The organism is Corynebacterium lemuris (genome assembly GCF_024919295.1).
In the GTDB taxonomy this organism is placed as follows: Bacteria; Actinomycetota; Actinomycetes; order Mycobacteriales; family Mycobacteriaceae; genus Corynebacterium; species Corynebacterium lemuris.
This window is the reverse complement of record NZ_JANWTC010000007.1, coordinates 62,346-87,709: the sequence shown is the minus strand read 5'-3', so window position 1 is coordinate 87,709 and position 25,364 is coordinate 62,346. Positions and strand designations below refer to the sequence as shown.

Annotated in this window: 23 protein-coding genes and 1 riboswitch; of the genes, 14 read left to right on the top strand and 9 right to left on the bottom strand. The window is 66.9% G+C overall.

Annotated elements, in window-relative coordinates; genetic code table 11:
- Positions 1-5: 5 nt before the first annotated feature.
- Genes NYP18_RS10335 through NYP18_RS10310 form a run of 6 tightly spaced genes read right to left on the bottom strand, consistent with a single transcriptional unit; the run spans position 6 to position 6,474 of the window.
- Positions 6-800, bottom strand: coding sequence for an HpcH/HpaI aldolase family protein (locus NYP18_RS10335; RefSeq protein ID WP_259428106.1), 795 nt, complete (start codon positions 798-800; stop codon positions 6-8).
- A complete protein-coding gene (gene hpaH, locus NYP18_RS10330; protein WP_259428105.1) occupies positions 785-1,570 on the bottom strand; it encodes a 2-oxo-hept-4-ene-1,7-dioate hydratase in 786 nt (261 codons plus the stop codon). Before hpaH ends, NYP18_RS10335 begins: the two co-directional genes overlap by 16 nt.
- 38 nt (positions 1,571-1,608) lie before the next feature.
- Positions 1,609-2,691 (bottom strand): 3,4-dihydroxyphenylacetate 2,3-dioxygenase, encoded by a 1,083-nt coding sequence (gene hpaD / locus NYP18_RS10325; protein ID WP_259428104.1) that lies wholly within the window; start codon positions 2,689-2,691, stop codon positions 1,609-1,611.
- A gap of 52 nt (positions 2,692-2,743) precedes the next feature.
- Positions 2,744-4,276: a 5-carboxymethyl-2-hydroxymuconate semialdehyde dehydrogenase gene (gene hpaE, locus NYP18_RS10320; protein WP_259428103.1), complete on the bottom strand. Its 1,533-nt coding sequence runs from the start codon at positions 4,274-4,276 to the stop codon at positions 2,744-2,746.
- Between the two features lie 10 nt (positions 4,277-4,286).
- Positions 4,287-4,970, bottom strand: a complete 684-nt coding sequence (locus tag NYP18_RS10315; protein ID WP_259428102.1) for a GntR family transcriptional regulator — start codon at positions 4,968-4,970, stop codon at positions 4,287-4,289.
- Positions 4,963-6,474, bottom strand: coding sequence for a fumarylacetoacetate hydrolase family protein (locus tag NYP18_RS10310; protein WP_259428101.1), 1,512 nt, complete (start codon positions 6,472-6,474; stop codon positions 4,963-4,965). Before NYP18_RS10310 ends, NYP18_RS10315 begins: the two co-directional genes overlap by 8 nt.
- Before the next feature lie 142 nt (positions 6,475-6,616).
- Here NYP18_RS10310 and NYP18_RS10305 point away from each other — a divergent pair, with 142 nt between their 5' ends.
- Complete coding sequence (locus NYP18_RS10305) at positions 6,617-8,005, top strand: MFS transporter (protein WP_259428100.1); 1,389 nt, start codon at positions 6,617-6,619, stop codon at positions 8,003-8,005.
- A gap of 147 nt (positions 8,006-8,152) precedes the next feature.
- A complete protein-coding gene (locus tag NYP18_RS10300) occupies positions 8,153-10,045 on the top strand; it encodes an FAD-dependent monooxygenase (protein WP_259428099.1) in 1,893 nt (630 codons plus the stop codon).
- Between the two features lie 64 nt (positions 10,046-10,109).
- Here the strand turns inward: NYP18_RS10300 and NYP18_RS10295 are convergent, their stop codons facing one another.
- Positions 10,110-10,424 (bottom strand): Rieske 2Fe-2S domain-containing protein, encoded by a 315-nt coding sequence (locus NYP18_RS10295; protein ID WP_259428098.1) that lies wholly within the window; start codon positions 10,422-10,424, stop codon positions 10,110-10,112.
- A 66-nt stretch (positions 10,425-10,490) separates the two neighbouring features.
- A riboswitch (SAM riboswitch) is annotated at positions 10,491-10,609 on the top strand.
- Between the two features lie 16 nt (positions 10,610-10,625).
- Between NYP18_RS10295 and NYP18_RS10290 the strand changes: the two genes are divergently transcribed.
- Positions 10,626-10,976: a hypothetical protein gene (locus tag NYP18_RS10290; protein ID WP_259428097.1), complete on the top strand. Its 351-nt coding sequence runs from the start codon at positions 10,626-10,628 to the stop codon at positions 10,974-10,976.
- A gap of 57 nt (positions 10,977-11,033) precedes the next feature.
- Here NYP18_RS10290 and NYP18_RS10285 read toward each other — a convergent pair whose 3' ends face one another.
- Positions 11,034-12,248 (bottom strand): dicarboxylate/amino acid:cation symporter, encoded by a 1,215-nt coding sequence (locus NYP18_RS10285; RefSeq protein WP_259428096.1) that lies wholly within the window; start codon positions 12,246-12,248, stop codon positions 11,034-11,036.
- 37 nt (positions 12,249-12,285) lie between these two features.
- Here NYP18_RS10285 and NYP18_RS10280 point away from each other — a divergent pair, with 37 nt between their 5' ends.
- From NYP18_RS10280 to NYP18_RS10230, 11 genes are all read left to right on the top strand, one after another.
- A complete protein-coding gene (locus tag NYP18_RS10280) occupies positions 12,286-12,732 on the top strand; it encodes an SdpI family protein (RefSeq protein ID WP_259428095.1) in 447 nt (148 codons plus the stop codon).
- A gap of 254 nt (positions 12,733-12,986) precedes the next feature.
- A complete protein-coding gene (locus tag NYP18_RS10275; protein ID WP_259428094.1) occupies positions 12,987-14,540 on the top strand; it encodes an anthranilate synthase component 1 in 1,554 nt (517 codons plus the stop codon).
- Positions 14,537-15,175, top strand: coding sequence for an anthranilate synthase component II (locus tag NYP18_RS10270; RefSeq protein WP_259428093.1), 639 nt, complete (start codon positions 14,537-14,539; stop codon positions 15,173-15,175). The genes NYP18_RS10275 and NYP18_RS10270 overlap by 4 nt, the downstream gene beginning before the upstream one ends.
- The gene (gene trpD / locus NYP18_RS10265; protein WP_259428092.1) at positions 15,175-16,203 is read left to right on the top strand and encodes an anthranilate phosphoribosyltransferase; all 1,029 of its coding nucleotides are present in this window, start codon (positions 15,175-15,177) and stop codon (positions 16,201-16,203) included. The genes NYP18_RS10270 and trpD overlap by 1 nt, the downstream gene beginning before the upstream one ends.
- Positions 16,193-17,608, top strand: a complete 1,416-nt coding sequence (gene trpCF, locus NYP18_RS10260; protein ID WP_439648082.1) for a bifunctional indole-3-glycerol-phosphate synthase TrpC/phosphoribosylanthranilate isomerase TrpF — start codon at positions 16,193-16,195, stop codon at positions 17,606-17,608. The genes trpD and trpCF overlap by 11 nt, the downstream gene beginning before the upstream one ends.
- A gap of 11 nt (positions 17,609-17,619) precedes the next feature.
- Positions 17,620-18,879 carry a tryptophan synthase subunit beta gene (trpB, locus tag NYP18_RS10255; RefSeq protein WP_259428091.1) on the top strand — a complete coding sequence of 420 codons (1,260 nt, stop codon included), beginning with the start codon at positions 17,620-17,622 and terminating at the stop codon, positions 18,877-18,879.
- A gap of 2 nt (positions 18,880-18,881) precedes the next feature.
- A complete protein-coding gene (gene trpA / locus NYP18_RS10250) occupies positions 18,882-19,724 on the top strand; it encodes a tryptophan synthase subunit alpha (RefSeq protein ID WP_259428090.1) in 843 nt (280 codons plus the stop codon).
- A 119-nt stretch (positions 19,725-19,843) separates the two neighbouring features.
- Positions 19,844-21,118: an HNH endonuclease signature motif containing protein gene (locus NYP18_RS10245; RefSeq protein WP_259428089.1), complete on the top strand. Its 1,275-nt coding sequence runs from the start codon at positions 19,844-19,846 to the stop codon at positions 21,116-21,118.
- A gap of 98 nt (positions 21,119-21,216) precedes the next feature.
- A complete protein-coding gene (locus NYP18_RS10240) occupies positions 21,217-22,110 on the top strand; it encodes an ABC transporter ATP-binding protein (RefSeq protein WP_259428088.1) in 894 nt (297 codons plus the stop codon).
- Complete coding sequence (locus NYP18_RS10235; protein WP_259428087.1) at positions 22,107-23,681, top strand: efflux permease Rv1217c-related protein; 1,575 nt, start codon at positions 22,107-22,109, stop codon at positions 23,679-23,681. Before NYP18_RS10240 ends, NYP18_RS10235 begins: the two co-directional genes overlap by 4 nt.
- A gap of 192 nt (positions 23,682-23,873) precedes the next feature.
- On the top strand, positions 23,874-24,254 hold the full coding sequence (locus NYP18_RS10230; RefSeq protein ID WP_259428086.1) for a Rieske (2Fe-2S) protein: 381 nt from the start codon (positions 23,874-23,876) through the stop codon (positions 24,252-24,254).
- On the opposite strand, the gene NYP18_RS10225 is transcribed toward NYP18_RS10230, so the two are convergent.
- The gene (locus NYP18_RS10225) at positions 24,251-25,345 is read right to left on the bottom strand and encodes an NADH:flavin oxidoreductase/NADH oxidase (RefSeq protein WP_259428085.1); all 1,095 of its coding nucleotides are present in this window, start codon (positions 25,343-25,345) and stop codon (positions 24,251-24,253) included. The two genes, NYP18_RS10230 and NYP18_RS10225, sit on opposite strands and share 4 nt — an antisense overlap.
- Positions 25,346-25,364: the final 19 nt, after the last annotated feature.

Below are 25,364 nucleotides of genomic sequence, written 5' to 3'. Positions count from 1 at the left end.
GGCGGTCACCCCTTCGTGTTGTAGGCGCCGAACTTCTCGGCGAGTGCGGCGGTGGAGGTGGCCAGCAGCTGGACATCCGCGCCGACGGCGACGAAATCCGCGCCGGCGTCGATGTACTGCTGGGCCTGTTCGTTGTTGAAGGCGTTGACGCCGACCGGCTTGCCGGCCGCGTTCGCCGCCCTGATGGTGTTGAGGACATGGTTGACCACGTCCTCGTGGTTCTGCTGCCCGAGCAGGCCCATGGAGGCGGCCAGGTCGGAGGGGCCGATGAAGACGGCGTCGACACCCTCGACCGCGAGGATGGCCTCGGCGTTGGTCGCGGACTCCGCCGACTCGACCTGGACGGTCAGGCTGACGTGTTCGGAGCCGTTCTGCAGGTACCCTTCGACGCGGTTCCAGCGGGCGGAACGTGCCAGGGCGCTGCCGACACCGCGCACACCGCGCGGCGGGTAGTGCATGGCGGCGGCGGCCTGCTCCGCGTCCTCGACGGTGTGGACCATGGGGACCATGATGTTCTGGGCGCCCAGGTCCAGGAACTGCTTGATCAGGGCGGTGTCGTTGACCGGCACACGCACGACTGGCACCGCCGGGTAAGCGCCCATGGCGCGCAGGATGTCCAGGGTGGACTCCAGGCCGATGGGGGAGTGCTCACCGTCGACCAGCACCCAGTCGCAGCCGGAGGAGGCGACGATCTCAGCGGCGGTGGCGGAACCCGAGCACACCCACAGACCCACCTGGGTGGCTTTGCGCTCGCGGATCAGCTGGTGGAAGGTCGGGGGAAGTTCTAGACGAATCGGCATGTGATGGCTCCGAGATCTCCGTAGTCAGCGTGGACAGTGTCGCCGGGGTGGACCCACATCGGCTTGGTGAAGGATCCGGCGAGGATGACGTCGCCGGCCGAGAGGTGGTCGTCGTGGGCATGCAGCTTATTGGCCAACCATGCCACACCCATCGCCGGGTGGTTGAGGACCGCGGCGGCGACGCCGGTGTCCTCGATGGTCTCGTTGCGGTAGAGCAGCGCGGAGATCCAGCGCAGGTCGACTGCGTCCGGGGCCACGGGGTTGCCGCCGTAGACCATGGCGCCCATCGCGGCGTTGTCGCTGATGGTGTCGACGATGGTGCGGCCGGCCATCTCGATGCGGGAGTCGAGGATCTCCAGCGCCGGGACGACGTACTCGGTGGCGCGCAGGACATCGAAGATCGTGACGTTCGGACCGGTGAGCTCATCCTTGAGCACGAAGGCCAGCTCGACCTCGATGCGCACGCTGGAGAAGCGGTCATGTTCGATGACGGAACCGTTCTCGAAGATCATGTCCTCGAAGATGGCACCGTAATCAGGCTCCGTGATGCCGGTGGCCTCCTGCATGACCTTGGAGGTCAGGCCGATCTTGCGTCCGACGAGCCGGCGGCCGGCGGCCACGCCCCGTCGCATCCACTCATTCTGGACCGCGTAGGAATCCTCCACGGTCATCTCCGGGTAACGCTGCGTGAGCAGCGGGATCATCGTCCGCGTCCGGTCCGCTTCCGCGAGCTCGTCGGCGATGGCGGTGATCTGCGCCTTGTCCAACATATTCCGCTTCTCCTTGGTGTGTGGTGGTCAGGTTCCGCTTAGAGGGAGTGGCCGAGCTTGTACTCGCCCTGCTTCCACTCCGGCATGGACTCTTCGCCCTCATCTGCACGGGTGTAGGAGAAGCCGTCGGCGCCGATGGTCTCCTCCAGTTCGGAGGCGTCGGTGCGCTCGACGAGCGGCACCACATTGCCGTCGAGGTCCAGGACGCGGGAGCCGTCGCGGTACCAGGAGGGGACGACCGGGGTGCCCCACCAGTCGCGGCGCTGGTTGTCGTGGACGTCCCAGCTGACGACCGGGTTGTCCGGGTCACCGGTGTAGTAGTCCTGGGTGTAGATCTCGACGCGGTGGCCGTCCGGGTCACGCAGGTAGAGGTAGTAGGCGTTGGAGACGCCGTGGCGGCCCGGGCCACGCTCGATGCGGTCGGACTCACGCAGGGCACCCAGCTTGTCGCAGATGGCGATGATGTTGTGCTTCTCGTGGGTGGCGAAGGCGATGTGGTGCATGCGCGGGCCGTCGCCACCGGTCATGGCGGTGTCGTGGACGGTCGCCTTGCGGCGCATCCAGGCGGCGTAGACGGTGCCCTCGGCGTCGCGGATGTCCTCCGTGGTGCGGAAACCCAGGTCGGTCATGTAGCCGACGGCGGTGGGCACGTCCGGGGTGATCTGGTTGAAGTGGTCGAGGCGGACCAGGGCGCCCGGGATGTGGATGTCGTAGGCCCAGGCCAGACGCTCGACGTGCTCGACCTCGTGGAAGAACTCGTAGGGGAAGCCCAGCGGGTCCTGGACGCGGACGGAGTCGCCGATGCCGTCGACGTAGCCGTCCCTGTTGCGGCGGACCTCGCAGCCGCGGGCCCTGTAGAACTCCTCGGCGCGGTCGAGGTCCTCGGGGGAGCGGACGCGGTAGCTGAAGGCGGCGACTGCGGCTTCGGGGCCCTTGGTCAGCACCAGGTTGTGGTGGATGAACTCCTCGAAGGTGCGCAGGTAGATGCGGTCCTCGGTCTCCTTGGTGACGACGAGGCCCAGGGTGTCGACGTAGAACCTGCGGGAGGCCGCGAGGTCGGTGACGACGATCTCCATGTAGGCGCAGCGCAGGATGTCGGGGGCGGTGATGTTCTCGGACATGGTGGGGTTCCTTTCGGGGTGTGGGGTGGTGCTTCTCGACGCCGCGGTGGGTTTATCCGTCGATCTTCTCGGCGTCCTCGGCCTTGCCGAAGACCGGGTTGTGGACCTCGCCGAGGTTGATGTGGACGGCCTGCTGGTCGGTGTAGAAGTCGATGGAGCGGTAGCCGCCCTCGTGGCCCAGACCCGAGGCCTTGACGCCGCCGAAGGGGGTACGCAGGTCCCGGACGTTGTTGGAGTTCAGCCAGACCATGCCGGCCTCGACGTTCTGCGCGAAGTTGTGGGCGCGCTTGAGGTCGGAGGTCCAGATGTAGGCGGCCAGGCCGTAGCGGGTGTTGTTCGCCAGCTCGAGTGCCTCCTCCTCGGTGTCGAAGGGGGTGATGGCGACGACGGGGCCGAAGATCTCCTCCTGGAAGATGCGGGCGGAGGGGTCGACGTCGACGAAGACGGTCGGCTGGATGAAGTTGCCCTCCGGGAAGCCCTCCGGGCGTTCGCCGCCGGCGACGAGGCGGCCCTCGGACTTGCCGATCTCGACGTAGGAGACGACCTTGTCGTAGTGCTCCGGGTGGACCAGGGCACCGACCTCGGTGGCCGGGTCGGACGGCAGGCCGACCTTGACGCGCTTGGCCTGGGCGGCGTAACGCTCGACAAACTCGTCGTAGACGCTGCGCTGGACCAGGATGCGGGCGCCGGCGGTGCACCGCTCGCCGTTGAGGGAGAAGACACCGAAGACGGTGGCGTTGATGGCGGCCTCGAGGTCGGCGTCCTCGAAGACGACGGCCGGGGACTTGCCGCCGAGTTCCATGGACAGGCCCTTGAGGTACGGGGCGGCGTTGCCGAAGATGATCTGCCCGGTGCGGGACTCACCGGTGAAGGAGATCAGCGGGACGTCCGGGTGCTTGACCAGCGGGTCGCCGGCGTAACCCTCCTCGCCGAAGCCGTTGACCAGGTTGAACACACCCTTGGGCAGGCCTGCCTCCTCGAAGATGCCGGCCCACAGCTGTGCGGACAGCGGGGTGAACTCGGCAGGCTTGAGGACGACGCTGTTGCCGGTGGCGATCGCCGGAGCGAGCTTCCAGGACTCAAGCATGAACGGGGTGTTCCACGGGGTGATCAGGCCGGCGACGCCGATGGGCTTGCGGTTGACGTAGTTGACCTGGCGGCCGGGCACCTTGTAGGTGTCATCGACCTGGGCGACGATGAGGTCCGCGAAGAAGCGGAAGTTCTCGGCGGCACGACGTGCCTGGCCCTTGGCCTGGGTGATCGGCAGGCCGGAGTCGAAGGACTCCCAGGCTGCGAGGGTGTCTTCCCGGGACTCGACGATGTCGGCGATCCTGTGCAGGACACGGGAGCGCTCGCGGGGGAGCATGTGGCGCCACGGGCCGTTGTCGAAGGCCTCCTTGGCGGCGGCGACGGCGGCGTCGATGTCGGCGGGTTTGCCGGAGGCGGCCCTGATGTAGTTCTCGTTGGTGACCGGGTCCAGGACATCGAACTCGTCACCGTCGACGGAGTCGACGAACTCGCCGTTGATGTAGTGGCGGATCTTCTCGGGCAGGTCGTTGGGCTTGGCGGCGTCGTTGTTCACCATGGGGTGGCTCCTAGTCGTGTGCGGTGGAAGGGGAGTCGGTGGATGCGATGATGTTGCGGTAGGTGGTGCTGGTGGCCAGGCGGTGGTCCCTGGCCTTCTGCTCCACGTAACCGGGGTCCGCCCCGGCCTCGATGAGCCCGACGAGCTGGAAGTGCTCGGCGACCGAGGAGGGGGCCCGCTGGGGGATGAACCGGAAGGTGGAGTCCCGGAAGTAGTCCAGGCGCTCCCACTCCGCGTAGAGCAGTTCCAGCAGTCGTTTGTTCGGGCACGCCCCGAACAGGGTCCGGTGGAATTTGCGGTTGAGTTCGGTGAAGGCCTTCGGGTCGAAATCCTGGAGGGTGGCCTCCATCTTCTCGTTGAGCTCCCGGGCCTTGGCTATCTGCGCCGGCCCGAGGTGGGGGATGGACAGTGCGGTGGCGCGGCCCTCGAGGAGGGCGACGGTCTCCATCGTCTCGAAGTAGGCGTCCTGGTTGAGGGTGGAGACCCGCGCTCCGACGTTGCGCTCGTAGGTGACCAGGCCCTCGGCCTCAAGCTGCCGGATGGCCTCGCGGACGGGGACGGGGCTGACCTCCAGCTCCGCGGCGAGCTGGCTGAGGACCAGCCGGTGGCCGGGTTCATACTCGCGGCTGCGGATGCGGTCGCGCAGCCAGACGTAGGCGTATTCGGCCTTGCTCAACCGGTCAGGCTCAGTCATGACTCCTCCCCTCCTCCGGTGCCGGGAACTCGACCGGGTTCTCGGCGAGATAGGCCTGGTAGGCCTCCTTGTTCGCACCGGTCGGCGGGAACAGGCCGTCGAGGGGTCCGCCCTCGGCGACGCGCTCGGCCACCCAGCCGTCCTCGTGTTCCTTGACCAGGGCGGCATCGGCAACCTCCTCGGCCAGGTCACGCGGGATGACGATGACGCCGTCATCGTCGCCGACGATGATGTCGCCCGGCACCACGGTGGCGTTGCCGCAGGCGATGGCCAGGTCGTGGTCCCACGGCACGTGACGACGGCCGAGAACCGCCGGGTGTGCACCCTGGGTGAAGACCGGCAGGCCGATCTCCTTGACCTCCTCATAGTCCCGGACGCCACCGTCGGTGACCACGCCGGCGGCGCCGCGGAACTTGGCGCGCAGGGCCAGGATGTCACCCATGGTGCCGGACTCGGACTGGCGGCGGGCCTCGATGACGAGGACCTCACCCGGCTGCACCGCGTCGAAGGCCCGCTTCTGGGCGTTGAAGCCACCGCCGTGGGTCTTGAACAGGTCCTCGCGCTCCGGCAGGAAGCGCAGGGTGCGGGCGACGCCGACCATCTTGGTGCCGCGGGTCTGCGGGTAGACGCCCTCGATGACGACCTGGTTCAGGCCGCGGTTGCGCAGCTGGGCGGACAGGCCGGCGGTGGGTGCGGCCTCCAACTTGGCGCGCAGCTGGGGGCTGATGGCTCCTGGATCCGCCGGCAGGCCGGCGGCCGCGCGGTCACCCCAGGCCTCCTCGCGCTGCTTGTCATCGATGCTGGGCAGCATGCCGACGGCCCCGTCGAAGTCGCCGGGGCCGGCGACCACGGGGGTGCGCAGCTTCCCGGAGGTGGGGGCGCCCGGCGCGGTGGGGGCGTCCACCTCAACCTCGATGACGTCACCCGGCTGCACGACGGTGGAGCCGGCCGGGGTACCGGTGAGGATGAGGTCACCGGTCTCCAGGGTCATGTGCTGGGAAAGGTCGGCGACGAACTGGGCGAGCGGGAAGATCAGCTGCTCGTCGCTGGTGCCGTCCTCCTGGACAAGCTCACCGTTGACCCAGGTGCGCAGGCGCAGGGCCTTCGGGTCGATGGCGCGGGCGTCGATCAGCTCGGGGCCGACCGGGGTGTAACCGTCGCGGCTCTTGGAGCGGGTGTTGGAGCCCTTGTCCTGGGCGCGGTAGTCGTAGATGCCCAGATCGTTGGAGGCGGTGACGTGGGAGACATGGTCCCACGCCCGCTCGAGCGGGACGTTGCGGGCGGGCTCACCGATGATGAGCGCGATCTCACCCTCGAAGGCCAGCAGCTCGGTCCCCTCGGGGCGCACGACCTCGGCCCCGGAGGGGGAAAGGGAACTGGTGGCCTTGATGAAGTAGGACGGCTGCTTCGGACGGCGCCCACGCTGTGCGGCTCGCGATTCAAAAGCCAGGTGGACGGCGATGACCTTGCCTGGCTGCACTGGCAACGCGGAAATAGGTGCCACGGGATCCCCTTTTTATCTGATTCGTTGTTAACGCTCTTGCAATTGTGACTAGATCGTATATCATTCCCCTCAAGCCTGCAAGTGCTTCAACTCACATAGCGAAGACACCTATGGCGACACACACAATCAACCGGGAGTCACCTTGTCCAGCACAACCGCACCCCAGAAGACCGCCGCAGCACGGCGGGAACAACGTCGGGTCGTCGCCGCGACCACCATCGGCACCGCCATCGAGTGGTACGACTACTTCCTCTACGCCGCCGCCGCAGGCCTGGTCTTCAACCAGCTCATGTTCAGCCCGCTCGGTACCGGCGGCGCGACCATCGTGGCCTTCCTCACCGTGGGCCTGTCCTTCCTCTTCCGCCCCCTCGGCGCATTCCTCGCCGGCCACTTCGGCGACCGCTACGGCCGCCGCGTGGTCCTCATGGTCACCCTCTTCGCGATGGGTGGCGCGACCGCCCTCATCGGCCTCCTGCCGACCTATGAGACGGTCGGCATCTTCGCCCCCATCCTGCTGATCCTGCTGCGCATCATCCAGGGCATCTCCGCTGGTGGCGAGTGGGGCGGCGCGGTTCTTCTCGCCGTCGAGCACGCACCGGACAACAAGCGTGGACTCTTCGGTTCCGGCCCCCAGGTCGGCGTCCCCGCCGGTCTGCTGCTCTCCTCCGGCATCCTCGCCCTCATGAACGTCGTCGCCCCGGGCGAGGCCTTCCTCGAGTGGGGTTGGCGCGTGCCGTTCCTGCTGTCGATCGTGCTGGTCCTCGTCGGCTACTTCATCCGCATGGGCGTGGACGAGTCCCCGGTGTTCGCGGAGATCGCACAGCGCAAGGGCACCACGGAGAACCCCGTCAAGACGCTGTTCGGCAAGTACACCCCGCTGGTCATCATCGCCGCCCTGCTCTTCGCCGGCCAGAACACCGTGGGCTACATGACCACCGGCGGCTACATCCAGAACTACGCCACCAACCCGGAGGGCCTGGCCATGGAGCGCGGACCGGTGCTGCTGGCCGTCACCTTCTCCGCCGCCACCTGGATGTTCTTCACCCTCCTCGCCGGCTGGGTCTCCGACCATATCGGCCGCCGCAACACCTACCTGATCGGCTACATCTCACTGGGCATCGGAGCTGCAGCCCTGTTCCCGCTGGTCAACACAGGTAGCCTCGCGATCCTGTATGTCGCCCTCATCCTGCTGACCGTCGGCCTCGGACTCACCTACGGCCAGCAGGCCGCCACCTACGCGGAGCTCTTCCCGGCCTCGATCCGCTTCTCCGGGGTCTCCATCACCTACGCGATCGGCTCCATCGTCGGCGGCGCCTTCGCCCCCTCCATCGCCGCGGCCCTGGTTGAGGCCACCGGCACCACCACCTCCGTCACCATCTACCTGCTGGCCATGGTCACCATCGGCCTGATCGCCGCCATCCTGCTGCGTGACCGCACCGGAATCCCGCTGGGGCCGGACCACGAGCAGATCCAGTCGACCGGGCATTTCACCTTCGGCAAGAACCGGGCCGAGAAGATCTCTGCCAAATAGAGCAATTTCATATATGATCCATCTCAACAGATGATCTGGATCATATTTCATTTACACATTGTTCCCCATCACATAAAAGCCGGGACAGCGTCCGTTCAGTGAGCAACGGTTGCCCCTCGTCCCTTCGCCCCACCCCAGGAGGTCACCATGCAGTTCCACCACTACGGATACGTCTCTGAAAACCCCCGCCAGCTCCCTGCCGCAGGCATCGGCCTCAACCGTCCCGAGGAGTTGCCGGACGAGATGGACGTGCTCATCGTCGGCTCCGGTCCGGCCGGCATGATCGCCGCCGCCCAGCTGTCCATGTTCCCCGACGTCCACACCCGCATCATCGAGCGCCGCCCCCGCCGCCTCGAGCTGGGGCAGGCGGACGGCATCCAGTCCCGTTCCGTGGAGACCTTCCAGGCCTTCGGCTTCGCCAACGAGATCATCGACGAGGCCTACCGCATCACCGAGATGTCCTTCTGGAACCAGGACCCGGAGCAACCCGAGAACATCATCCGCACCGACCGTCCCCTCGACGATGAGTTCGGGATCTCCGAGTTCCCCCACCTGATCGTCAACCAGGCCCGCGTGCTGGACTACTTCGCCGAGTTCGCCGAGCGTTCCCCGTCCCGCCTGGTACCGGACTACGGCTGGGAATTCATCGACCTGCAGGTCACCGGTGAAGGCGAGTACCCCGTCGCCGTGCAGCTGAAGCGCGTCGTCCCGGGCCAGCCGGAGGAGATCCGCACCGTCCGCGCCAAGTACGTCGTCGGCAGCGACGGCGGCCGTTCCCGCGTCCGCGACTCCATCGGCCGCCACCTCGAGGGCGACCAGCAGAACCAGGCCTGGGGCGTCATGGACGTACTCGCCGACAGTGACTTCCCGGACATCCGCACCAAGTGCGCCATCCACTCCAAGGCCGGCTCCATCCTCCACATCCCGCGTGAGGGCGGCTACCTCTTCCGCATGTACGTCGACCTCGGCATGGTCCCGGAGGGCGACCACGGCACTGTCCGCAAGACCCCGCTGGAGACGGTGATCAAGAAGGCGAATGACATCCTCCACCCGTACTACGTGGACGTCAAGGATGTCGCCTGGCACTCCATCTACGAGGTCGGCCACCGCCTCGTCGACGCCTTCGATGACGTCGACGGCGACGAGGGCCACCCGCGCGTCTTCCTCACCGGCGACGCCTGCCACACCCACTCCGCCAAGGCCGGCCAGGGCATGAACGTCTCCATGCAGGACGGCTTCAACATCGGCTGGAAGCTCGGCCACGTCGTCGACGGCCGGGCCCCCGTCGACCTGCTGAACACCTACCACGGTGAGCGTCAGCCGGCCGCCGAGAACCTGATCAACTTCGACAAGGAGTGGTCGACCCTCATGGCCACCCCGCTCGACCAGCTGGAGAACCCGGACGACATCGCCAGGTTCTACGTCGAGGCCGAGGAGTTCGCCGCCGGTTTCCTCACCGAGTACTCGGACAACCTCATCACCGGCACCACCAGGTACCAGGACCTGGCCACCGGTTTCCCCGTCGGCCGCCGCTTCAAGTCCTACCGCGCGATGCGCCGCTGCGACGCCCACGACCTCCACATCGGCCACGAGCATATCGCCGACGGCCGCTGGCGCATCTACGCCTTCGCCGACACCCCGGCCGCAGGACAGCCCTCGAAGCTGACCGACTGGGCTGAGTGGCTCAACTCCCCGGAGTCCCCGGTCCGCGCCTACACCCCGGCTGACGGAGACGAGAACGCCTGGTTCGACGTCAAGGTCATCTACCAGCAGCACCACCACGACTTCGAGGTCACCGACGCCCCCGAGGCCTTCCTGCCGAAGGTCGGTCCGCACAGGCTGAAGGACCTCGAGAACGTCTGGTCCGCGCTCCCGGAGGAGGACATCTTCGAGGCACGCGGTATCAGCCGCGACGGCGCCGTGGTCGTGGTCCGCCCCGACCAGTACGTGGCCACGGTCCTGCCGCTGACCGACACCCAGGCACTGGCCGACTTCTTCGCCCCGATCTTCGCGGGTGAAAAGGTGGAGACGAAGAACTAACCCACCCCCGCTGCACGCGCGCCCCGCTGATCCGTTTCCCGGAGCGGCGGGGTGCGTTCCTGTCTCAGGCGGACAACCAGACGCCCCCGTCGCGCACCTCCACGCGGTGGACGGTGGCCGGGACCCGCGCCGGATACTTCCTCGGCTCACCCGTCCGCAGGCACCACAGGCCGTGGTGGAGGGGGCACTCGATGACAGCGTCCTCGTGGATGACACCCCGCACGAGGGAGGCACCGACGTGGGGGCAGGCATCGTCGAGGGCGTGAAAGTCACCACCGAGATCACGGACGAGGGTGACGGGCGGATCGAAATCCACCAGCCGCAGGGTGGAGCCGGGGGAGAGGTCCTCCACGGCTGCGACGCGCACGAAATTCTCCATACCGGTCAGGGTAGCGCCCTCCCCCTTCAGACAGCTTGGTCTAGATCTGTGCTATCGTGTCCCCAGGATCCAGAAGCTCAGCGACAAGCCCCCCGACACGCTGACTGGCAACCGTGGAATCGCCCACCGGTGCCCTCGAGGGAAGATCCGCCCCACCGGAGGAACCGGTGCGGGAAACATGCGATCACGGGGAGAACTCCCATGCACCACCGCTGCACCAACTACCGGCCAGGCCACGCCGTCCACTGGATCCAGGCCGGACTGTCCTGGAAAAAACCCGGCGAGATCAAGCAGATCACCGTCCTCGGACAGGACGGGCACTGGCTCATCTTCGAGATGGACGAGCAGATCCACCGGGTGTGGAACCACGATCCCGAGCGGTTGCGGGAGTTCCACGACGCCGCCGTGAAACTGCAGGCCATCGAGAACACCGCCGACGTACCCGCGCTCTACACCTCGGTCAACCTGCTCCGGGTGCCGGGCCCCGGTGATGTCCAGCCCATCTATCCGAGCTGGGACGGCCCGAGCGGGTGCACGATCCGCGGGGAATAGGGCGAACAAAGAAAAGGACCGCGAGAAACTCGCGGTCCTGGAGGAGTATGGGGAGAGCTACTGTACGGGCTCAGGCTCGACGGTCTCGACCTCACGGACCTTGTTGATCTTGCCCTTGGCGAAGCGGTTGATGATCAGCGCGATCGCGCCGTCACCGGTGACGTTGGCGGCGGTGCCGAAGGAGTCGATGGCGATGTAGGCGGCGATCATCAGCGCCACCTGGGCGTCGGTGAAGCCCAGCATGGAGGAGAGCAGACCGACGGCGGCCATGATGGCCCCACCCGGCACACCGGGGGCCGCGATCATGGTCACGCCGAGCATGAGCAGGAAGCCGATGGCCATGCCCGGGGAGACCTCGATGCCGGCCATCTGGACGATGGCGAAGGCGAAGAGGACGATCTTCATCATCGAGCCGCCGAGATGGATGGTCGCGCACAGCGGGATGACGAAACCGGCGACGTTGGGGTCGACCCGGTTGCGCAGGGTGGACTTGTAGCTGACCGGGATCGTCGCGGCGGAGGAGGAGGTGCCCAGCGCGGTGGCGTAGGCGGGCAGCATGTTCTTGAAGGCCACGAAGGGGTTCACCTTCGCGACGGCACCCGCAACCCCGAAGAGCACGGCAAGGAAGATGAAGGTCATGACCACGGCGACCACGATCACCTTGCCGAAGGCCACCATCGTCGCGCCGAGGTTGCCGTCCATGCCCAGGGAGAGGAACATGCCGAAGATGAACACCGGCAGCAGCGGTATGACGAAGGCGGAGATCACCTTCATGACCACCCGCTCCAGATCCCGGCTGAGCGCGTACATGGTGTCGGACTTGACCACCGTCATGGCCACACCCAGGCAGAAGGCCAGCAGCAGGGCGGTCATGATCTCGAAGGGTGGCGGCATCTCGATGGAGAAGTAGCTGGTGAGGGCCGACTCCGACTCCTCGACGGTGTTCACTGTCTGCCCCGCCAGCAGGCTGGGGAAGAGACCGACCGCGACCGCGTAACCGAGCAGACCCGACAGGATCGTCGAGGCGTAGGCGATGGCGGTGGTGATGGCCAACCACTTCCCGGCCCCCCGGCCCAGGCCCGCGATCGCGGGAGTGATCAGGGCGAAGATGAGTACAGGGACGAAGAATCCGAGGAAACCGCCGAAGAGGCTGTTGAAGGTGATGAAAACCCGGGCCAACCATTCCGGGAAGAAGAGGCTGCAGATGATGCCCAGGATGATCGCGACGACCACCCAGAACAGCAGCGATGAGCTGAGGCGCTTGAGGTCCATACCAGAAAATCTACTGCACCGGATAGACTGAGCCGTTATGACGGTCATCGCTCTGGTTCTGATCATCCTCGCCCTGTGCCTGATCCTGTTCGGGGTGATCTCCTGGACGAAGAAGTTGCCGGGCAACTCCATCATCGGCATGCGGATCCCCGAGGTCCGTAAATCCGAGGAGACCTGGCGGACCGCGCACGCCGCCGCCGGCCCGGTCTGGACCTTCGGTGGCGTGGCCCTGCTCTTCGGTGGCCTCATCGGCCTCGTGTCGGGGGGCTGGATGTGGCTGTTCACCGTCTTCACCATCCTCGTCGCCCTGGTGGCCATGAGCCTGGGCGCCCACGTCGGTGCGCAGAAGGCCTCGCTTCTCGACGCCGGCGAGGACTCCGGGGACGGCTGCGGCGGGAACTGCAACTGCGGTGCCCCCGCTGAGACCCCCGAAGTGGACATCGACGCCCTGCGTCGTGCCGCCAGCCAGGCAGACCAGCAGTAGGTCTCTGCCCCCGGTGGAGTTGCGTCATGCCCGACAGGGCATTAACGTCTGTGACGTGAACAACTCGACTTCTCTCCGAAGCACCCAGTGGTGGTGGCGCGCTTAACCGGCGAGCCACACGTGTTGCACTCCATCCCAGGCCCGCCGTCTTCCCAGGAAGCGCTGCGGGCCCTGTATTTTTCTCGGGTACACCACCTGGCCGGCAGCGGGAAGCACGAATGACCCACCCGCCCCCAGGAAAGTAGAATACCCAGATGACCAGCAGTTCCCCACCAGTGGTGCTAACCCGTCAGGTGCGCTACCACGCAGACGCCTCCGGCCTGTTCGCCCACCTCGGCGGCACCACCGCCGATGATTCCGTTCTCCTGGAATCCGCGGACATCACCACGAAGTCGGGGATCTCCTCCGTCGCGGTGCTGACCTCCTCGGTGCGGCTGACCTGCACCGGCCAGTCGGTGACAGTGACACCGTTGACGGCCTCGGGTGAGGTGATCGTCGGGAAGCTCAACGAGCAGCTGGCCGAATACGGCCGCGACACCTTCACCTTCCCGCGCACCCACGCCGTCGACGAGCGGGAGCGCCTCACCGCCGTCAGCCCCGTCGAACCGCTGCGCGCCCTGACCCGGGACGCCGGCTACGCGGACCCGAGCCACACCCTGCCCATGCTGGCCGGGGGCATCGCCTTCGACTTCCTGGAGACCTTCGAGGAACTGCCGGCGGTGGGGGAGAGCACCAACACCTACCCGGACTACCAGTTCGTGCTCGCCGAGATCGTGCTCACCATCAACCACGGTGACCAGACCGCGCACCTGACCGGTGTCTCCCTGGCCGAGGACGATCTCGCGGACCGCCTCGATGAACTCGCCGCGCTCATCGACGCCGCCGAACACACCTACCAGCCCACGGTCCACCATTCGGACGTCCTCCAGGTCACCGCCGACATCCCCGACGCGGAATTCCGGGGGCAGGTCGAGGGACTCAAGCAGAACATCCACAACGGCGACATCTACCAGGTCGTACCCGCCCGGACCTTCACCGCGCCCTGCCCCGACGCCTTCGCCGCCTACCGGCAGCTGCGGGAGACCAACCCCAGCCCGTACATGTTCTACCAGCGCGGCACCGGTACCAACGGCCGCCCCTTCGAACTGTTCGGCGCCTCACCGGAATCGAACCTCAAATTCGACTCCGCCACCCGCGAGGTCCAGCTCTACCCCATCGCCGGCACCCGCCCCCGCGGCCTGAACCCGGACGGCTCCGTCAACGACGAGCTCGACATCCGCATGGAGCTCGAGCTGCGTACCGACGCCAAGGAGATCGCCGAGCACACCATGCTCGTCGACCTCGCCCGCAACGACCTCGCCCGCGTCGCCGTCCCGGCCACGCGCCGGGTCGCCGACCTGCTGCAGGTCGACCGCTACTCCCGCGTCATGCACCTGGTCTCCCGGGTGACGGCGACGCTGGACCCGGAGCTCGACGCCCTGGACGCCTACCGGGCCTGCATGAACATGGGCACCCTGTCGGGGGCGCCGAAGATCCGCGCGATGGAGCTGCTGCGGGGCGTCGAGAAACGGCGCCGCGGCTCCTACGGCGGTGCCATCGGCTACATCCGGGGTAACGGCGACATGGACAACTGCATCGTCATCCGTTCCGCCTTCGTGCAGGACGGCACCGCCTCCGTCCAGGCCGGCGCCGGCGTGGTCCGCGACTCCAACCCCCAGTCCGAGGCCGACGAGACCCTGCAGAAGGCCTATGCCGTACTCAACGCCATCGCGCTCGCCGCGGATTCCACCCTGGAGGTGATCCGATGACGCACATCGTCCTCATCGACAACCACGACAGCTTCGTCTACAACCTCGTCGACGCCTTCGCCGAGGCCGGGTACCGCTGCACCGTCTTCCGCAACACCGTCACGGTGGCGGAGGTGCTCGCGGCGGAGCCCGACCTGATCTGCCTCTCGCCCGGCCCGGGTTACCCGGCCACCGCCGGCAACCTGCTGCCACTCATCGAACAGGTGATCGGCAATATTCCGGTGCTCGGCATCTGCTTGGGTTTCCAGGCCCTGCTCGAGCACCACGGCGGAAAGGTCGAACCCTGCGGCCCCGTCCACGGTGTCTCCGTGCCGATGACCCTCACCGACGCCGGTGTGGAACACCCCGTCTTCGCCGGGCTGGCCGTCGACGCTGACCTGCCGGGCAAGGTCGGCCGCCTCGTGCCGGTCGCCCGCTACCACTCCCTCGGCTGCCGCGAGGCGGCGGGCATGCATCCGCTGGCCACCACGGAGACGGAGATCGGTGATGTCGTCATGGCCGCCGAGACTCCGGACGGCATGGCCATCGGCCTGCAGTTCCACCCCGAGAGCGTGCTCAGCCCCTCCGGACCGATCATCCTGACGCGTTGCGTCAGCCAGTTGCTCAGTATTTCCCAGAAGGAAGGTTCCCGCTGATGACCCACCCCGACAACCTGCAGGTGCTGATCAGGTACCTGGACAACCCGGCCCCCACCGTCGAGGACGCCGTCGAGGTCTTCACGCCGATGACCATCGGTGAATACGACGACGTCCACATCGCGGCGCTGCTGGCCACCATCCGCACCCGCGGTGAGACCTTCGCCGACATCGCCGGCGCCGCCAAGGCCTTCCTCAACGCCGGCCGCCCCTTCCCGGTCCCGGGAAAGGGGGTCCTGGATACCGCGGGCACCGGAGGTGACGGCGCCAACACCATCAACATCACCACCGGCGCCTCCCTCGTCGCGGCGGCCGGGGGACTGAAGGTGGTCAAACACGGCAACCGTTCCGTGTCCTCCAAGTCCGGTTCCGCCGATGTGCTGGAGGCCCTGAACATCCCCCTGGATCTGGATCCGGAACGTGCCCAACGCTGGTTCGAGGCCTCCAACTTCACCTTCCTCTTCGCCCCGGCCTACAACCCGGCCATCGCGCACGCCCAGCCGGTGCGCAAGGCGTTGAAGGTGCCCACCATCTTCAACGTCCTCGGCCCGCTGCTCTCCCCGGTGCGCCCGGAATTCCAGATCATGGGTGTGGCCAACCCCGCCCACGGCCAGATGCTCGCGGAGGTCTTCGGGGAGCTCGGCCGTTCCCGCGCACTTGTCGTCCACGGCGCCGGCACCGATGAGATCGCCGTCCACGGCACCACCACCGTGTGGGAGCTGCAGGCGGACGGGGAGATCATCACCTACGAGGTGACGCCGGAGGAACTGGGCGTCGAGAAGTGTGCGCTCGAGGACCTCGTCGGCGGTGATGGGGAGGAGAACGCCCGCCACATGCGCGCGATCTTCAACGGCACCGGCCCGACCGCGCACCGCGACGCCGTGGCCGTCAACGCCGGCGCGATGTTCTACCTCAACTCCCGCGTCGACTCCCTGCGGGAGGGCACCGAACTGGCGCTCAAGCTCATCGCGGACGGGACAGTGGGGGAGTGGCTCAACAAGCATGAAGGGACCGATTATGGCGCATAAACTTCCGACCGTTCTGGAGGGTATCGTCGAGGGCCGCCGCGGCCATCTCGAGGAGATCCGGGCGCGCATCGCCCACGTGGACCTGTCCACCCTGACGAAATCCACCCGCTCCCTCTACGACACCCTGCGTGCTGACGGCCGCGGGGGTAACCGCTTCATCATGGAGTGCAAGTCCTCCTCACCCTCCCTCGGCATGATCCGCGAGCACTACGAGCCGGGTGCCATCGCGCGCGTCTACTCGCGCTATGCCTCGGGCATCTCCGTGCTCTGTGAGCCCGACCGCTTCGGCGGCGACTACGACCACCTGGCCACCGTCGCCTCCTCCTCGCACCTGCCGGTGCTGTGCAAGGACTTCATCATCGACGAGGTCCAGGTCCACGCCGCCCGCTATTTCGGTGCCGACGCCATCCTGCTCATGCTCTCCGTGCTCTCCGACGATGAGTACACCGCGCTCGCCGACGTCGCCGCCCGCTACGACCTCGACATCCTCACCGAGGTCATCGACGAGGAGGAGACCGAGCGTGCCGTCCGTCTCGGCGCGAAGATCTTCGGCATCAACCACCGCAACCTCCACGACCTGTCCATCGACCTGGACCGCTCCGCCCGCCTGGCGGCACTGCTCCCGGAGGACGCGGTGGTGGTCTCCGAATCCGGAATCCGTGACAGTGAGACCGTGCGGCGGCTCGGCGGACACTCCAACGGTTTCCTCGTCGGCTCGCAGTTGACCTCCCAGCCGGACATCGATCTGGCCGCCCGCGAGCTCGTCTACGGCCCGAACAAGGTCTGCGGACTCACTTCACCGACGGCCGCCCAGGCCGCCGCGGCAGCCGGTGCCGTCTACGGCGGACTCATCTTCGACGAGACATCGAAGCGCAATGTTTCACGTGAAACCGCGGAGCAGATCATCGGCGCCGAGGGCAGTCTGAAGTACGTCGCCGTCTCACGCCGCACCTCCGGTTTCGCTGCGCTCTGCCTCGACGGTGTCGGCGCGGTCCAGCTCCATGCTCCGTACCAGGGGTCGGTAGCGGCCGAGCGCGCCCTCATCACCACCGCCCGTGCCGAGGTGCCCGAGGGCACCGAGGTCTGGCGCGCGGTCTCCATGACCGCGGAGACCGGGGGAGAGGTGGCCACGGCGATCGCGGGGGACGTCGATAAGCTCGTCCTCGATTCCGGCGGCGGCGGCACCGGCACCACCTTCGACTGGTCGACCATCCCCGCCGAGGTGAAGCAGCACAGCCTGCTCGCCGGCGGACTGAGCCCCGCCAACCTCACTGACGCACTCGCCGTCGGCTGCCTCGGACTCGACCTCAACTCCGGTGTGGAATACCCCGGCCAACCCGGCCGCAAGGACGCCGGTGCCCTCCGCCTGGCCTTCGCCACCATCCGCAGCTTCAGCTACCAATAGGATCAACACTCATGACCACCACCACAGATCGCGAGGGCGGCACCACCGTACTGCCGGCCTACTTCGGTGAATTCGGCGGACAATTCGTCCCCGAGTCCCTCATCCCGGCACTCGACCAACTCGAGCAGGCCTTCGTCGACGCGCAGAACGACCCCTCCTTCCGGGAGGAACTCGCCACCTACCTGCGCGACTACCTCGGCCGCCCCACCCCGCTGACCGAATGCTCCAATCTGCCTCTGCCGGGGGAGGGGAGGGGCCACGCCCGGATCTTCCTCAAGCGTGAGGATCTCGTCCACGGCGGCGCCCATAAAACCAACCAGGTCATCGGCCAGGCGCTGCTGGCCAAGCGCATGGGCAAGACCCGCATCATCGCCGAGACCGGCGCAGGCCAGCACGGCACCGCCACCGCCCTGGCCTGCTCCCTGCTCGGTCTGGAGTGCGTCGTCTACATGGGCGCCAAGGACGTCGAGCGCCAGCAGCCCAACGTCTTCCGCATGAAGCTCATGGGCGCCACGGTCATCCCCGTGGACACCGGCTCCGGCACCCTCAAGGACGCCGTCAACGAGGCCCTGCGCGACTGGACCGCCACCTTCCACGAGTCCCACTACCTGCTGGGCACCGCCGCCGGCCCCCACCCCTTCCCGACGATCGTCCGGGAATTCCACCGCGTCATCTCCCAGGAGGCCAAGGCGCAGATGATCGAGCGCACCGGCGGCCTGCCGGACCTCGTCGTCGCCTGCGTCGGCGGCGGCTCCAACGCCATCGGCATGTTCGCCGACTTCATCGACGAGGAAGGCGTCGAGCTCGTCGGCGCGGAGCCCGGCGGCCTGGGACTCGATTCCGGCAAACACGGCGCGACCATCAACAACGGCCAGATCGGCATCCTCCACGGCGCGCGCAGCTACCTCATGCGCAACTCCGACGGTCAGGTGGAGGAGTCCTACTCCATCTCCGCCGGTCTCGACTATCCGGGTGTGGGCCCGCAGCACGCATATCTCCATGCTTCCGGCCGCGCCACCTACGTCGGCATCACCGACGCGGAGGCCCTCGAGGCCTTCCAGCTGCTCTCCCTGCACGAGGGCATCATCCCCGCCCTCGAGTCCTCCCACGCCATGGCCTACGCCCTCAAGCGCGCGAAGCTGGCCGAGGAGAACGGCGAGAACATCACCATCCTGGTTTCCCTGTCGGGTCGCGGCGACAAGGACGTCGACCACGTCCGCCGTACCCTCGAGGAGAACCCCGAGCTCGTCCTGTCCAAGGAGGCGCAGTAGCCATGACCCGTTACGAGAAGCTTTTCGACGCCCTCGGCAGGCGCAACGAAGGCGCCTTCGTCCCCTTCCTCATGCTCGGTGACCCCACCGGAGAGGACGCCCTGGAGATCGTCCGCGCGGTCGTCGAGGCGGGTGCCGACGCCCTCGAGCTCGGCGTCCCCTTCTCCGATCCGGTGGCCGACGGCCCCACCATCCAGAAGTCACACATCCGCGCCCTCGACGGGGGAGCGACCGTGGACGGTGCCCTGGCCCAGATCCGCACCATCCGCGCGGAGTTCCCCGACCTGCCCATCGGCATGCTCATCTACGGCAACGTCCCCTTCACCCGCGGACTGGAGACCTTCTACCGGGAGTTCGCGGAGGCCGGCGCCGACTCCGTCCTGCTTCCCGACGTCCCCGTCCGCGAGGGGCAGCCCTTCGCCGCCGCCGCCGCGGCCGTCGGCATCGACCCCATCTTCATCGCCCCGGCCCAGGCCGCCGAGAAGACCCTCGCCGGTGTGGCCGCCCAGTCGAAGGGTTACATCTACGCCGTCTCCCGCCACGGTGTGACCGGCACCGAACGCGCATCGGAGATCACCGGCCTCGCCGATGTCGTGGCCAATGTGAAACGTTTCGGCGGTCCCCCGATCCTCCTCGGTTTCGGCATCTCCACCCCGGAGCATGTTGCCGACGCCATCGCCGCGGGTGCCGCGGGAGCCATCTCCGGCTCCGCGATCACCAGGATCATCGACAAATACGTCGTGGGGGACCACCCCGAGCCGGGCCGGATCACCGACCTGGCCGCACTCAAGGCGGAGCTCGCTGAGTTCGTCTCCGCCATGAAGGCAGCGACGAAGCGCGCGTAGCCCGTCCCTCCTGACACCCGCCCACCCGCCAGTGGGCGGGTGTTTTTTCTTTCCAGCCCTTGCGGATGTCGGACAGCTGTTCTAACGTTGGGTTCGAACATACAACCGGGGGGAATGTGATGGACGTACTGGAGTCGGTCGTGGACCGGGCGCTTCGGGATCTGCTGTACCCGAGGAACTACTACTCGGTGTGCTCGCCTCATGATCCCGCCGCCATCCGCGCGACGCGGATCCGACGGGAGGACCACGAGCTGTGGCAGTCCTACGTGCCCGACGACATCGAGGACATCGAGCAGGTGCTGGCGGCGCTGCGGCGCTCCACCGGCTACGGTGAACCCCACATCGAGAAGGCGTTGTTCGCCCACCACCGGTTGCGTGAACTGCCCCGGTTCAGGCAGCTCCAGGAGCGCCTCTTCCACCTGGACCTCAGCCGGCTGAAGGCCATCGACGCCGTGCTGTGCAAGATCGACGCGGACATCACCGAGCACATGCGCATCGTCGATGAGGAGCTCACCACCTACCTCACACCCACCCGACCCAACCAGAACCTGCCTTCTGCCGGCGCGATCCGGCGGAAGTTGAATGCCATCATCCTCACTCTCGACGATTCGGTCTCACCCGACGATTCACCCGCCGGGGGAGTGGGAGAGGCGTTCTCCGTCGGCATTGACGGGGCGCAGGGTTTCATCGATGTGGTCACCGACGCGGTGACGGCCCACGAGATCGATGAGCGGGTGCGGCAGCATGCCGCCAACCGGGAGATCAGTCTCAGCCAGGCCCTCGCGGAGCTCGTCCGCGGGGAGGGCACCACCAACATCGTCCTCAATGTCTACCGGGCACATGATGTCAAGGATGCTCCCGGCTGGATCTCCGGGATCGGCTGGCTCAGCGTCGGGGAGGCCGACAGGCTCGCAGCCCAGGCAGCCACCATCCGGGACATGGACCAGCTCTATGACAAGGTCTCCGGCTCCTACACCACCCCTGCCGACATCCGGGCGGTGGTGATCGGCTGGGACGGCGGCTGCAGTTTCCCCGGCTGCCTCCGCCACGGCATCCGATCCCAGATGGACCACCGGGTTGACTTCGGGGACGGTGGACCCACCACCGCAGCGAACCTGGCCGCCATCTGCCAGCACCACCACAACATCAAGACAGATGGTCGGGTCCGCTACATCATCGACCCCGCCACCCGGGAGAAATTCTGGCTCTTTGAGGACGGGCGATGGGTCTCCGCCGAACCCACCGGCCCCCTGGCGCCGAAGGAGCGTCACTGGCTCCAGACAGTGGCCCAGAGAATCCATAGACGGCGGGAACGGATCCGGGCGGAATCCCAGGAGAGGAAGAGGCAGGGGAGCGCCCCGCTGGCGGATGGTAACGACCCACCACCGGAGTGATCCGAGCAGGCATGCTGGGGGCATGAGAAACAGACTCATAGTTCCACGCGTCCGTCGACGAGCCATGTTTCACGTGAAACTCCGGGGAGGGGACGGGCATGCCTTCAGCCATTGAAGTGCGCAACCTGGTCAAGAACTTCGGCACGTTCCGCGCTCTGGACGGACTCAATCTGAGTGTCCGGCCAGGCACCATCCACGGATTCCTCGGCCCCAACGGATCCGGGAAATCCACCACCATCCGGACCCTCCTGGGGGTCCTCCACGCCAGCTCCGGGACCGCCGAGGTTCTGGGGGAGGACCCGCGCCGCACTCCCTCCGTACTGAAACGCATCGGCTACATCCCCGGCGACGTCGCCCTCTGGCCGGGCCTGACGGGGCGCGAGGTATTCCGCACCCTCGAATCCCTCCGGGGTCGCCCCGTCGACAAAGAGAGGGAGGGGGAACTCATCGACCTCTTCAAACTCGATCCGAACAAGAAGTGCCGCGACTACTCGACCGGCAACCGCCGTAAAGTCAGCCTTGTTGCTGCATTGTCCGCCGCTGCCGAAGTCCTCATCCTCGATGAGCCCACCGCGGGGCTCGACCCTCTGATGGAGCAGGTCTTCGTGGAGGAGCTGCGGCGCGAGCGGGAGCGGGGCGCCACCATCCTGCTCTCCAGCCACATCATGAGTGAAGTTGAGAAGCTCTGCGACGACGTGACCATCATCCGGGACGGCCGCACCGTCGAGACGGGCAGCATGGCCGAATTGAAGCACCTTTCCACCCATGAGATCACCGCCAGGGTTTCACGTGAAACACCTGCCCTCCTCTCACTCACCGACGCCACCTTCGACGGTCCTCTCATCCAGGTCACCGCTGCCCGCGAACAGGTATCTGAGATCCTGCGGATCATTCTCGACGCCGGGGGCGAGGACATTGTTTCGCGACCCGCGAGCATTGAAGAGATGTTCCTCGCGCACTACGGGGACATGGAGAAGCGGGGGCGGGAATGATCCGGCTCAATTTCCGCCTGCGGAGAAACTTCCTCATCATCTGGTCAGTGTGTCTGTGGGCATTTCTGGCGATCTTCCCTCCCGCCTACGAGAACTACTATCCGACCCCGGCAGACCGGACAGCCTTCCTCACCGGCATCCAGCAGAATGCCGGCATGACGGCCGTGTGGGGGCCGCTGGAGACACCCGCCTCCTTGGGACAGATTGTCATGTGGGAGGCCGGGTCACTGCTGAGCATCCTCGCCTCGGTCATGTCCGTGCTCATGATGGTGGGACTGCACCGCAAGGAGGAGCACCAGGGGCAGATGGAGCTGCGGCTGTCCACCGGTATCAACCGGATGGCGCCGGCAGCCGCGGCGCTGTTGACCACCGCTGTCACCTCCCTCGTCGTGGGGGCCGGCAGTGGGGTGGTCCTCGCTGTCTCGGGTCTGTATGTGGATGAGATGCCGCTTCAGGGGGCGGTGGTGGCTGGGGCCACCTTTGCCCTGGTGATGTTCGGGTCCGCGCTTCTGGCCCAGCTGGTGCTGTTGTTCGTCGACAACCCCGCGGCTCTGACCAGAGTAGGGCTGGTGACCATCGCCGCCTCCGTCATCGTGCGGGCCACGGCGGATTCGCAACGGATCGAATGGCTCAACTGGCTGTCCCCACTGGGTTGGAAAACGCTGGTCCGTCCCTTCGTCCATGATGACTGGGCAGCGGTCGCCGCCATAGCGGCCATGTGCCTGCTTGGTTCCGCGGCGGCGCTGTTCGCCGAACGCCACCGTGAATACGGTCAGGCTCTCTTCCGGCTGCCGGTGCTGCCACGGAGACGGGTCCGCCGCGTCCGGGGACCGGTGCACCTGTCGATGGTGCTCAACCGCGGAACGATCGTGGCCTGGACCCTGGTGGTCGCGGCCCTCGCTGCCTTCTTCATCGCGATCACCGGTTCGCTGAGTGAGTGGATGGAAGCGGAGGAGAACATCGGTCAGATCTTCAAGAACATCTTCGACACCGGTGACATGAAGACGGAGTTCATCACCTACGTGGCGAAGCTCTGCGGGATCCTGGTGGCGACGATGGGAATCCAGGCGATCGTCACGTACCGCTCCGGGGAGATCGACAGGACTGTGGATCTCCAGCGCTCCACCGGGATCCGGCGGTGGGTGCCACTCGGATCTGCCGCGCTCATCGGATGGACTGCAGTCCTGTCCGGCACCACGGCCACCATGGTGGGTGGGGTGTACGGCCTCTGGTCCCAGGACTCGACGACGGCGGGGGACTATGACAACCTACTCCTGGCAGCCTGGTCACAACTGGGCCCGGCGCTTCTGCTCACTGCGGTGGCGGTCGCACTTGTGGGATTGTTCCCACGGTTCGCCCACTTCGCGTGGGCACCCGTGATCACGGCGGCGGTGCTCACGTTGTTCGGGCCGATTCTCAATGCCCCCCAGTGGCTCATTGACCTTTCCCCCTTCGAATACGGCGTCACAGTGGAGAGCGGTTCCTGGGCGGTGCATCTGGGCATGGGGGTGGTGGCAGTGGTGCTCACCGGCTGGGGGCTCGTGGGGGCCCGGCAGAGGGAGATCTACTGACACGATCATGACCGGAAGCATAAAGTCACAGTGACTCAACTTCTGGCTCCGGGACGTCGGGAACACCTTCCCCATCAACCAAAGATGGGGAAGTTCTGTCATTGGCCAAGCCAGACAGCCGGTGTGTCCCACCTTGGAACCGCCTGACCATTTACTCCGTCCAGAACTTCCCGGCGGGGCATAATGGTGATCATGCCTGAGTCCCGCTTCACCTGCAGCCGCCGTATGTTCCTGCTGGGCACCGCGAGCACCTTCGCGGGGGTATTTCTCGCGGCCTGCGGCGCCACACCGTCTGTAGAGGTCGCCGCGGCGGACGTGCCGGTGGGCAGCGCCGTCATCTTCGACGGTTTCATCATCGCACAACCCACCGCCGGCACCTACGTCGCCTGGTCCCAGCAGTGCCCGCACCAGCGCAACCCCATCACGGAAGTCGAGGGGGACACCGTGATCTGCACGTACCACAACTCGGTATTCGACATCCGGGACGGTTCCGTCATCTCCGGGATCGCCCGCGACCCGCTCACGCCCGCAGATCTGGAACAGACAGGCGGGACGTTGAACGTCGGCGGTTAGCGCCAGGCGGCACGCCAGTAGGAACCCGGGTAGGGGATCTCCTCGCGGGTCTTCCCCAGCTCGTGGGCGGTGTGCAGGGGCCAGGAGGCGTCGCGGAGGGCGGCGCGGCCGATGAGGACGGCGTCGGCAAGCGAGTCGGTGACGATCTCCTGGGCCTGACCGGACTCGGTGATCATGCCGACGGCCGCGGTGGGGATGCCGGCGCGTGCGCGGATCTCCTCGGCGAAGCGGACCTGGTAGCCCGGCCCGACGGGGATCTGCGCGTGGGCGGCACCACCGGTGGTGACGTCGATGAGGTCGACGCCGTCATCCCTGAGCAGTTGCGCCAGTTTCACGGTCTGGTCGAGGTCCCAGGCGCCGTCGATCCAGTCAGTGGCGGACAGACGCACGAGCAACGGCATGCCCGCGGGGATGACCTCACGGACGGCCTGCACCACGGCCCGGAGCAGACGGGTGCGGTTGTCGAAGGATCCGCCCCAGTCGTCGGTGCGCCGGTTGGCCAGGGGAGTAAGGAACTGATGGAGCAGGTAGCCGTGGGCGCCGTGGAGCTCGATGGTGTCGAAACCGGCACGAACGGCCCGTTCCGCGGAGGCGGCGAACTGTCCGAGCAGGGCCTCGATCTCCTCGACCGTCATCTCGCGGGGGACGGCCAGGCCGTCGTTTGCCACGGCGGAGGGGCCGACGATCTCCCAGCCGCCGTGGCCGACGGGGATGGTGTCGGTGTCGTTCACAGGCTCCTGTCCGGGGCGGGCGGGGACGCTGGAGGCCTTTCGGCCGGCGTGGTTGAGCTGGATGCCCATCTTCGCTCCCTGGGAGTGGGCGAACTGCACGATCCGCGCCCAGGCCTGCTCCTGGCGGTCGTTCCAGAGGCCGGTGCACAGGGGTGAGATCCGGCCCTCCGGAGTGATGCCGGTGGACTCCGCGATGATGAGCCCGAAACCCCCGGCGGCGCGCGCCCCGTAGTGGACGGTGTGCCAGTCCTCGGGCGTGCCGTCGGCGTCGAAGGCGTGGTACTGGCACATGGGCGGTAGCCACATGCGGTTGCGGATTTCCAGGTCGCGGAGCCGGATCGGTTCGAAGAGTGAGGTCATGTGCCCCACTCTAGGGTGG

Coding starts and splice junctions, on each gene's coding strand:
- NYP18_RS10335 (WP_259428106.1), bottom strand. CDS start 800: ATGCCGATTCGTCTAGAACTTCCCCCGACCTTCCACCAGCTGATCCGC.
- hpaH (WP_259428105.1), bottom strand. CDS start 1,570: ATGTTGGACAAGGCGCAGATCACCGCCATCGCCGACGAGCTCGCGGAA.
- hpaD (WP_259428104.1), bottom strand. CDS start 2,691: ATGTCCGAGAACATCACCGCCCCCGACATCCTGCGCTGCGCCTACATG.
- hpaE (WP_259428103.1), bottom strand. CDS start 4,276: ATGGTGAACAACGACGCCGCCAAGCCCAACGACCTGCCCGAGAAGATC.
- NYP18_RS10315 (WP_259428102.1), bottom strand. CDS start 4,970: ATGACTGAGCCTGACCGGTTGAGCAAGGCCGAATACGCCTACGTCTGG.
- NYP18_RS10300 (WP_259428099.1), top strand. CDS start 8,153: ATGCAGTTCCACCACTACGGATACGTCTCTGAAAACCCCCGCCAGCTC.
- NYP18_RS10295 (WP_259428098.1), bottom strand. CDS start 10,424: ATGGAGAATTTCGTGCGCGTCGCAGCCGTGGAGGACCTCTCCCCCGGC.
- NYP18_RS10290 (WP_259428097.1), top strand. CDS start 10,626: ATGCACCACCGCTGCACCAACTACCGGCCAGGCCACGCCGTCCACTGG.
- NYP18_RS10285 (WP_259428096.1), bottom strand. CDS start 12,248: ATGGACCTCAAGCGCCTCAGCTCATCGCTGCTGTTCTGGGTGGTCGTC.
- NYP18_RS10280 (WP_259428095.1), top strand. CDS start 12,286: ATGACGGTCATCGCTCTGGTTCTGATCATCCTCGCCCTGTGCCTGATC.
- NYP18_RS10275 (WP_259428094.1), top strand. CDS start 12,987: ATGACCAGCAGTTCCCCACCAGTGGTGCTAACCCGTCAGGTGCGCTAC.
- NYP18_RS10270 (WP_259428093.1), top strand. CDS start 14,537: ATGACGCACATCGTCCTCATCGACAACCACGACAGCTTCGTCTACAAC.
- trpD (WP_259428092.1), top strand. CDS start 15,175: ATGACCCACCCCGACAACCTGCAGGTGCTGATCAGGTACCTGGACAAC.
- trpCF (WP_439648082.1), top strand. CDS start 16,193: ATGGCGCATAAACTTCCGACCGTTCTGGAGGGTATCGTCGAGGGCCGC.
- trpB (WP_259428091.1), top strand. CDS start 17,620: ATGACCACCACCACAGATCGCGAGGGCGGCACCACCGTACTGCCGGCC.
- trpA (WP_259428090.1), top strand. CDS start 18,882: ATGACCCGTTACGAGAAGCTTTTCGACGCCCTCGGCAGGCGCAACGAA.
- NYP18_RS10245 (WP_259428089.1), top strand. CDS start 19,844: ATGGACGTACTGGAGTCGGTCGTGGACCGGGCGCTTCGGGATCTGCTG.
- NYP18_RS10240 (WP_259428088.1), top strand. CDS start 21,217: ATGCCTTCAGCCATTGAAGTGCGCAACCTGGTCAAGAACTTCGGCACG.
- NYP18_RS10235 (WP_259428087.1), top strand. CDS start 22,107: ATGATCCGGCTCAATTTCCGCCTGCGGAGAAACTTCCTCATCATCTGG.
- NYP18_RS10230 (WP_259428086.1), top strand. CDS start 23,874: ATGCCTGAGTCCCGCTTCACCTGCAGCCGCCGTATGTTCCTGCTGGGC.
- NYP18_RS10225 (WP_259428085.1), bottom strand. CDS start 25,345: ATGACCTCACTCTTCGAACCGATCCGGCTCCGCGACCTGGAAATCCGC.